This is a genomic window from Sulfurimonas sp., assembly GCF_047622445.1.
Lineage (GTDB): Bacteria > Campylobacterota > Campylobacteria > Campylobacterales > Sulfurimonadaceae > Sulfurimonas.
Window position 1 is genome coordinate 1 of record NZ_JBLHOE010000100.1, and the last position, 7573, is coordinate 7573.

The following is a 7573-nucleotide window of genomic DNA, read 5'->3' on the forward strand; positions in this document are numbered from 1 at the left end:
TATTACCTGAGTAGGTAGATGTTACAAAGTCAGGATTTATAACTTGAAATTCTAAAATCTCTTTAGCATCAAGAGTTTGTAATTTATTTTCTAAAGTATTGATTATATCAAGCATTGAAAGAGTAGTGAATTTTAACATGTGCAATTATACTATAAAGCTATATCTAAAGTATTAATCAGGTTTAATTTATATTTACTATAGTTACATTATAATGTATTTTAATATAACCTTATACGATACTTATAATTATATGGATAGTGAAATATGAATGAAAATATTAGTTTTTACAAGTTTATACATAAGCAAATTCTTGTTATAAACGCTTTGAATCTCTCAACAGCTCCAGGATACTTGCTTATTGGTTTCTTATATACATCAATGCTATATGAATCGTTGTGGATGCTTTGTGTATTAATAATATCATATTATGGTCATATGCTCTATCAAAAATTTGATGTAAATATGACGATAGAGGAAAAAGATATTTGGGTTAATAAAGTTAGAAGGTTTATGTTTGTTTACTCTTCTTTGTGGACAGTTATGTTTGTTTATTATGTCTCTCATGATAATATTGAGATGCATTATGTCACTATTGCAACGCAACTTGGAGCTACAGTTGTTGCGGCTACAATTCTGGCGTCACAAAAAAAACTATTTATTTATACCGTTGTTTCTCTTATGTTGCCAATTACTATTTATTTTTTGGTTATTGGAGATACATATAGTTATTTACTCGCATTTTTTTCTGTAGTGTTATGTGGGGTTTTACTTTATGCGGCAAAAAATACTAATGACTATATCGTGAAAAGTAGTTATCAAGCGTATCATGATCATTTAACTAGCCTTGGAAACCGAAGGTACTTTTTAGAGATACTAGAAAGCTCTGTAAAGCAAAACAGTGACAAGTATACTTATTTAATTTTACTTGATTTGGATTACTTTAAAACAATTAATGATACATTAGGTCATGATATAGGTGATGAATTATTACAAGAAGTTGGAAAAAGACTTCAAGTAGTGTCAAATAAATATAATAATACAGTAGCTAGACTTGGTGGGGATGAGTTTTGCGTGTTAAGTAGTGCTTTTCTTAATGAAGAAGAGTCGAGAAAATCTGCACAAATATTTGCTGAAGAATTACTAGGTAAAGTTAAAAGTAACTATATTATTGGAAATAATCATTTATATATAAGTGCTAGTGTCGGAATTAGTTTTATAAATGCTAAACACGTAGAAGCAAATCAGTTTTTAAAAGAAGCAGATATGGCTATGTATGAAGCTAAAAACAATGGGAGAGATGGAATAATTATTTTTAATGAAGAGCTCTCAGAAATTGTGTATAAAAAACTAAATATTGAAAGATTACTCAATTTTGCTGTTGAGAATGATGAACTTAGTTTAGTATACCAACCTCAAGTTGACAGAGACAAAAAGGTGATTGGTTGTGAAGTTCTAGTAAGATGGAACTCAAAAGAACTTGGAGTTATTGGACCTGATATTTTTATAGAAATCGCTGAAAGGACAGGAATTATTATAGAAATTGGAGAATATGTACTTGAAGAATCATTAAAAACAATAGAAGATTGGTGTAATAGAGGTATTAAACTACAGAAAATGTCTATAAATATAAGTATGAGACAGCTTTTACATCAAGACTTTATAAATGTCGTTGATAGGCTGTTTAATAAATATATAGATGAAAAATCTAATATTAAAGTAGTATTTGAAATAACAGAAACAAGTACTACTGATGATGTTAATAGTCTTATTGAAATAATGAATGAACTAAAAAAGTATAATATTTCATTTTCAATGGATGATTTTGGAACTGGTTACTCTTCACTTAGTTATTTAAGAGATTTGCCTTTAGCGGAACTAAAAATTGATCAATCATTTATAGCTCAAATATCAGATGCTAAACAGGCAGCAGTAGTTAAAACAATTATAGACATTTCTAAAAATTTAGATTTAACTATAGTTGCTGAGGGTGTAGAAGAAGATTATCAAGAACAATTTTTAAACAATCTTGACTGTGATGTATTTCAAGGTTATTTCTATTCAAAACCAATAACTAAAATGGAATTTGAGAACTTTTGCACTAGTTAATGCAAAAATTGTTCCAACATTTAAATTTTATCTAAAATATTACATTACTTTCAGTTTTAATACCCTACAATAAATAAAAAATTCAATAAAAAATTCAATAAAAAGTTTTAAAAGTAAAAGCATGAGAATAGATAAGTTTTTAAATTCGGTAAACATAACAAAAAGAAGATCAGTTGCACAAGATATGATTAGTAATAAAGTTGTACTAATTAATGGGGTAATTGCTAAATCAAGTAAAAATGTTGAAGTTGGTAGTGTGATTACTATTAATTACCTTGAAAGTTCAAAAAACTATGAGGTTTTACAAATCCCAACTACTAAATCAACTCCCAAAAGCTTACAAGCTGACTACATCAAGGAACTATGATGAATTATGATGAAGCAAAAGTAGCATTTACATCACTTTTTAAGCATGAACTGAATGAAAGTGAAATGCGAGAATTTTTACTTAGTATGACACTAGATAAATATACCTCAGTTGAGTCAATTGCTGCTGCTGCAGAAGTTATGAGAAGTTTTGCACTTCCTTTATCCATCTCCAAAGAACTCTCCTCGAATGCTTTAGATGTAGTTGGAACAGGTGGAGATAAGATAGGAAGTTTTAACATATCTTCAACTGTAGCACTTTTATCTGCTGCTTGTGGAAGTACTGTTGCAAAGCATGGAAGCCGTTCTGTTACTTCAAAATCTGGAAGTGCTGATATGTTTGAGCAACTTGGTGTGAAACTTGACTTAAGTATAGATAGTACTGCAAGATTGTTAGAAGAGTCAGGGTTTACTTTTATGTTCGCACAGAATCATCATCCTGCAATGCAGTTTATTATGCCTGTGAGAAAAACTATCCCTGATAAAACTATTTTTAATATCCTTGGTCCATTAACAAACCCTGCAGGTGTGAAAAAATTACTTCTAGGTGTTTTTGACAAAGCTTTTGTTCCTAAAATGGGGGAAGCTTTAAAAATAAATGGTGCTACTTCTGCTATGGTTGTGAGTTCGGCAGAAGGAATGGATGAAATCTCTATTTCTGATGTAACATATGCTGCTCAACTTCGTGAGGGGAAATTACGTGAGTTTATTATAGATCCTCAAGAGTATGGAATAAAGAGAATGCCACTAAAAGCTATTGTTGGTGGAGATGCAAAAGAAAATGCACAAATTTTATATAATATATTTAACTCCAAAGCTACTGATGCACAAAGAGATATAGTTTTGATAAATACTGCATGTGCTTTAATGGTTGATGGTCATGCTCGTGATATTCAAGATGGTTTAGAAATGGCCAGAGAAGCAATTGTACATAATCGTGGAAAAAAGAAACTTAAACAGATTATAGAGATATCAAATAAATTATGAAAAGGTATGAATTAGGACTAAGTGAGATAGATGTATTACTTAGCAATATACATGATAATTTTGAATCAGGTATCATAATATTAAGAGGTGACTTAGCTTCTGGAAAAACAACATTTGTTAAAGAGATGGTAAAAAAGCTTGGTGTGACTGACATAGTTACCTCGCCAACTTTTTCCTTACAGCAATGCTATGGAGAAAATATTTTTCACTACGATATGTATAATCATGGATTAGAGCATTTTATTTCACTGGGAATGCTAGAAGAGTTAGATAAAGAGGGTCTTCATTTTGTAGAGTGGGGCGATAATGAGCTAAAAAAGATTTTAGACTCAGCGGAAATAAAAAATATAACAATAGATATAAAAAAAATCGCACAAGATAAACGAGAATATAGGGTTAATTATGCATAAACTAGAAGCTAAAGGCTTACAAAAAAGAATCAAAGACTTAGAAATTGTAAAAGAGATGAGCCTTGAAGTAAATAGTGGTGAAGTTGTTGGTTTACTTGGACCAAATGGGGCAGGGAAGACAACTACGTTTTACATGATTTGTGGACTTGTTGAAGCAAGTGCTGGAGAAGTGTTCTTTGACGGAGAAAACCTCTCTAGTATGCCTTTACACGAGCGTGCTTTAAAAGGAATAGGTTACCTTCCTCAGGAAGCTTCTATTTTTAAAGATTTAAGTGTTGAAGATAATCTTATGGTGGCCGCTCAAGTCGGGATTAAAGGTAAAGCGGCGCAAGAAGCTAGAATACTTGAGTTACTAGATATGTTTAACATTGAACCAATTCGTTATCGTAAAGGGATTAGTTTGAGTGGTGGTGAGCGACGTCGTGTTGAGATAGCACGAGCACTTGTAAATGAGCCGAAATTTTTACTTTTAGATGAACCATTTGCTGGAGTTGATCCAATTGCTGTTATGGATATCCAAAAGGTCATACACCAATTAGTTTCTTATGATATAGGAGTGTTAATTACGGATCATAATGTACGTGAGACATTAGATGTTTGTGATAGAGCTTATGTTATTAAAGCAGGTTCTTTACTTGCAAGTGGAACAAGTGAAGAGATTGGTCAAAATGCGGATGTTCGTACGCACTACTTAGGGGAGAACTTCAAGCTTTAGGCTAGATAACTATGGCAGGATTAAGACAAAACCAGAGTCTAGAAAATAAGCATAAACTTTCAAATACTCTCAGAAATTGGCTTCCTATACTTCATTCAAGTCTGAGTGACTTAGGCGAAGCAATGGCTCCATTTGTTGAGTCAAATCCGGTCATTGAAGTTGAATCTGGCTACGAGGAAGACTTTGAAAAAAAGATTCCAAAAAAAATAATATCTGGAAATGTAAGTAACTCAAGAACAGAGCAAATCGAAGCCCTTACAATTGCGTATCGTTCTTTACATGACGTCTTAGACGAACAAATGGGCGCACCCTTATTTCCAACACCAATTTCACAAAAAATAGCTGATTACGTAGTATGTAATCTTGATGAAGGTGGTTACTATGAGGGTAATAGTGAAGCATTCTGTGAGAAGTATGAGATTACACTTGAACATTTTGAAAAAGTTCGTTTACGGTTTGCACATGTTGAACCTGTAGGAATAGGCGCATATGATTTAGCTGAATCTTTTATTTTTCAACTTGACTCGGCAGAGATTAGTGATTCTGGGTATGATCTCGCATGTGAAGTTATTAATCATATGCAGGAGATTCATTCTTTTTCTTCACGAGATGGTTTTAGTGAAGTGATGAAAGTCTTAAGTACATTTAAAAATCCACCTGGGATTGAGTACCAAGAAGAGTCATCACAAGTGGTACCTGATTTGATGATATTTTTTAATGAAGATGAATCGATAGAAGTAAAGTTAAATGATGCATATTATCCAACTATAAAAATAGATACGAATTATGCTGTGGAACATGATTTTATATCTGCTAAAATAAAAGAAGCTAAATCACTGGTAGATGCACTTGATATGCGTAAAGCAACACTTTACAAGGTTGGACTTATGATAGTTGAGTATCAGTATGAGTTTTTCACAGGTGGGGCGATTATGCCTTTAACATTGAAGACTTTAGCCGATGAGTTTGGACATAATCCATCTACTATTTCACGTGCAATTGCAAACAAATATATTGCTTGTGATAGAGGTGTACTCGCTATGAAAGAATTCTTTACGACGGCCATTGATGAGGACGTTTCTAATGCAGCTATAAAAGAGTTTTTAGTGGGTGTGGTAAAAGGAGAAAGCCGTGAAAAACCTTTGAGCGATATGAAACTTTTAGATTTAATCCAAGAGAAGTTTAAAGTGAAAATGGTTCGACGAACAATCACTAAGTATAGAAAACAGTTAAATATTGCAGGTTCTAGTGAGAGAAAAAAACTCTATCAATTAAGATAACATGGATATAAAAAAACGATTAGATGCTGAGGTAGAAAAACGAAATAGAATTGGTGAAGTATCTGAAGATAATTTAGACCCCATTCTTGTTGCTAAACGCTATAATAATCCAACTATATCACTTATCTGTGCACTTTTTTCTTATGGAAATGTAAAGCAAATTGTAAAATTTTTAGATTCTCTAGATTTTAGTTTACTTCAAAAAAACGATGAAGAAATTAAAAATGCCTTAGAAAATCATTATTATAGGTTTCAAAAATCTGATGATGTTATCGCATTATTTGTTGCTTTAAAAAGACTCAATAAAAAAACTACTTTAGAAAAAATATTTCATGATGGATATAAGAATAAAAAGAATATTATTGATGGTCTAAATTCAGTTATCTCTTGCATTTTAGAACAAGATTCTTATAATTCCAAAGGGTATAGTTTTTTAATTGGCAAAGTGACAACAAAAACTAAAGGTGCAGGGGCATTAAAACGTTGGATGATGTTTCTTCGCTGGATGGTAAGAAAAGACAATATAGATATGGGTCTATGGAGTAGTGAATATCTACAGGATTTAATAATCCCACTTGATACACATACTTTTAATGTATCAAAAAAGTTAGGTCTTTTAGAAAGAAAGACATATGATTTACAAGCTGCCATAGAACTGACAGAAGCCTTAAAAAGCTTTGATGTCAATGATCCAATGAAGTATGATTTTGCTCTTTATAGGCTTGGTCAGGAAAAATTACTATAACTCTGTAGAACTCCCAAGTGCAGATAATAAAGTCGATTATATCTTTGGCCTAGATAACACTAGAAAGTTCTAGTGAAACTCAGCAAAACTTAGTATTAATAATATTTTTAATTCTCAAGAGGATAATATACACTTAATCTTCTTTATCTCCTTAGTGCATTTCGTTCTTGAATAATCTCTTGTGCAGCAGGAGTGTCATTGATAACAATATCAGTAGATCTGCACTTAGGACAAACAATCTTTTTACTTAGTAACCTAAAAACACTATAAGATACAGCAATAAAAATTGAAGTACCCGCAGTTGATGGCATAAGAAATAAAGCAAGAATCCAAATAATGATTTCTATAAGGAAGAAACCTTGTTTTTTGACTACTGGATTAACATAGGAAGTACATGTTATACAAACATGAGTAGTTTTTACTTTTTTCTTATACATTAAATTATTCTAATCCTTTTAGATTATCTATTGTTGTATCCGGAATCTTATGTTGTTCCACAACAACTTCTTTTACAGGTACAATTAAACCCATCAAAAATAAAAATAATAAGACTGCGAACATTGCTTGAAAAATTTCTTTAAAAACAATTTTCCTATGTATACTCATAACCAAGGAGTAAACAATTGAAGCAATAACACTGAGCATAGATACTAAAAAACCTATTGCTACTATCGAGCTGAGCATACCAAGCTTATCATCCAACAATTTACTTATAATAGCTAATACTGAAAACAATGTATATACCGTAACTGAACGTATCAGATAAGATGATTTATTCCAATAAAGCAATATTTTGTCTTTCATTTATCATCCTTGTAATTATTATGAAGTATATCTATAATGGCCTGAATATCTAAGATAGGAATTCAGCAAAGTTAATTTCTAAAATAGATAAAATAGTATGAAATTAATGGAGATAACATGAGTCGTAAAAAAGGTCAAACCTATACTGCTGAACAAAAA

At 31.4% G+C, this 7573-nt stretch carries 9 protein-coding genes; 7 read left to right on the forward strand and 2 right to left on the reverse strand.

Going from position 1 to position 7573, the window contains the following annotated elements:
• Positions 1-265: 265 nt before the first annotated feature.
• The 7 genes from ACI9TV_RS15350 (at position 266) to ACI9TV_RS15380 (ending at position 6610) form a co-directional block, all read left to right on the forward strand.
• Entirely contained in the window at positions 266-2107 is a 1842-nt protein-coding gene (locus tag ACI9TV_RS15350; protein WP_415251697.1) for a putative bifunctional diguanylate cyclase/phosphodiesterase, read from the forward strand.
• Positions 2108-2228: 121 nt separating this feature from the next.
• On the forward strand, positions 2229-2474 hold the full coding sequence (locus tag ACI9TV_RS15355) for an RNA-binding S4 domain-containing protein (protein WP_415251698.1): 246 nt from the start codon (positions 2229-2231) through the stop codon (positions 2472-2474).
• On the forward strand, positions 2474-3460 hold the full coding sequence (gene trpD, locus ACI9TV_RS15360; protein WP_415251699.1) for an anthranilate phosphoribosyltransferase: 987 nt from the start codon (positions 2474-2476) through the stop codon (positions 3458-3460). The genes ACI9TV_RS15355 and trpD overlap by 1 nt, the downstream gene beginning before the upstream one ends.
• On the forward strand, positions 3457-3870 hold the full coding sequence (gene tsaE, locus ACI9TV_RS15365; protein WP_415251700.1) for a tRNA (adenosine(37)-N6)-threonylcarbamoyltransferase complex ATPase subunit type 1 TsaE: 414 nt from the start codon (positions 3457-3459) through the stop codon (positions 3868-3870). The genes trpD and tsaE overlap by 4 nt, the downstream gene beginning before the upstream one ends.
• The gene (lptB, locus tag ACI9TV_RS15370; RefSeq protein WP_415251701.1) at positions 3863-4585 is read left to right on the forward strand and encodes an LPS export ABC transporter ATP-binding protein; all 723 of its coding nucleotides are present in this window, start codon (positions 3863-3865) and stop codon (positions 4583-4585) included. The genes tsaE and lptB overlap by 8 nt, the downstream gene beginning before the upstream one ends.
• An 11-nt stretch (positions 4586-4596) precedes the next feature.
• Positions 4597-5865: an RNA polymerase factor sigma-54 gene (locus tag ACI9TV_RS15375; RefSeq protein ID WP_415251702.1), complete on the forward strand. Its 1269-nt coding sequence runs from the start codon at positions 4597-4599 to the stop codon at positions 5863-5865.
• Between the two features lies 1 nt (position 5866).
• Positions 5867-6610: a TIGR02757 family protein gene (locus ACI9TV_RS15380; protein WP_415251703.1), complete on the forward strand. Its 744-nt coding sequence runs from the start codon at positions 5867-5869 to the stop codon at positions 6608-6610.
• Positions 6611-6753: 143 nt separating this feature from the next.
• Here ACI9TV_RS15380 and ACI9TV_RS15385 read toward each other — a convergent pair whose 3' ends face one another.
• Together ACI9TV_RS15385 and ACI9TV_RS15390 are read right to left on the reverse strand one after the other, a co-directional pair.
• A complete protein-coding gene (locus ACI9TV_RS15385; RefSeq protein WP_415251704.1) occupies positions 6754-7047 on the reverse strand; it encodes a hypothetical protein in 294 nt (97 codons plus the stop codon).
• Positions 7048-7051: 4 nt separating this feature from the next.
• Positions 7052-7414 carry a hypothetical protein gene (locus ACI9TV_RS15390; protein WP_415251705.1) on the reverse strand — a complete coding sequence of 121 codons (363 nt, stop codon included), beginning with the start codon at positions 7412-7414 and terminating at the stop codon, positions 7052-7054.
• Positions 7415-7573 lie beyond the last annotated feature (159 nt).

Excerpts from the sequence above, each read along its gene's own strand:
- ACI9TV_RS15355 (WP_415251698.1), top strand. The coding sequence starts at position 2,229 with ATGAGAATAGATAAGTTTTTAAATTCGGTAAACATAACAAAAAGAAGA.
- ACI9TV_RS15390 (WP_415251705.1), bottom strand. The coding sequence starts at position 7,414 with ATGAAAGACAAAATATTGCTTTATTGGAATAAATCATCTTATCTGATA.
- ACI9TV_RS15375 (WP_415251702.1), top strand. The coding sequence starts at position 4,597 with ATGGCAGGATTAAGACAAAACCAGAGTCTAGAAAATAAGCATAAACTT.
- tsaE (WP_415251700.1), top strand. The coding sequence starts at position 3,457 with ATGAAAAGGTATGAATTAGGACTAAGTGAGATAGATGTATTACTTAGC.
- trpD (WP_415251699.1), top strand. The coding sequence starts at position 2,474 with ATGAATTATGATGAAGCAAAAGTAGCATTTACATCACTTTTTAAGCAT.
- lptB (WP_415251701.1), top strand. The coding sequence starts at position 3,863 with ATGCATAAACTAGAAGCTAAAGGCTTACAAAAAAGAATCAAAGACTTA.
- ACI9TV_RS15380 (WP_415251703.1), top strand. The coding sequence starts at position 5,867 with ATGGATATAAAAAAACGATTAGATGCTGAGGTAGAAAAACGAAATAGA.
- ACI9TV_RS15350 (WP_415251697.1), top strand. The coding sequence starts at position 266 with ATGAATGAAAATATTAGTTTTTACAAGTTTATACATAAGCAAATTCTT.
- ACI9TV_RS15385 (WP_415251704.1), bottom strand. The coding sequence starts at position 7,047 with ATGTATAAGAAAAAAGTAAAAACTACTCATGTTTGTATAACATGTACT.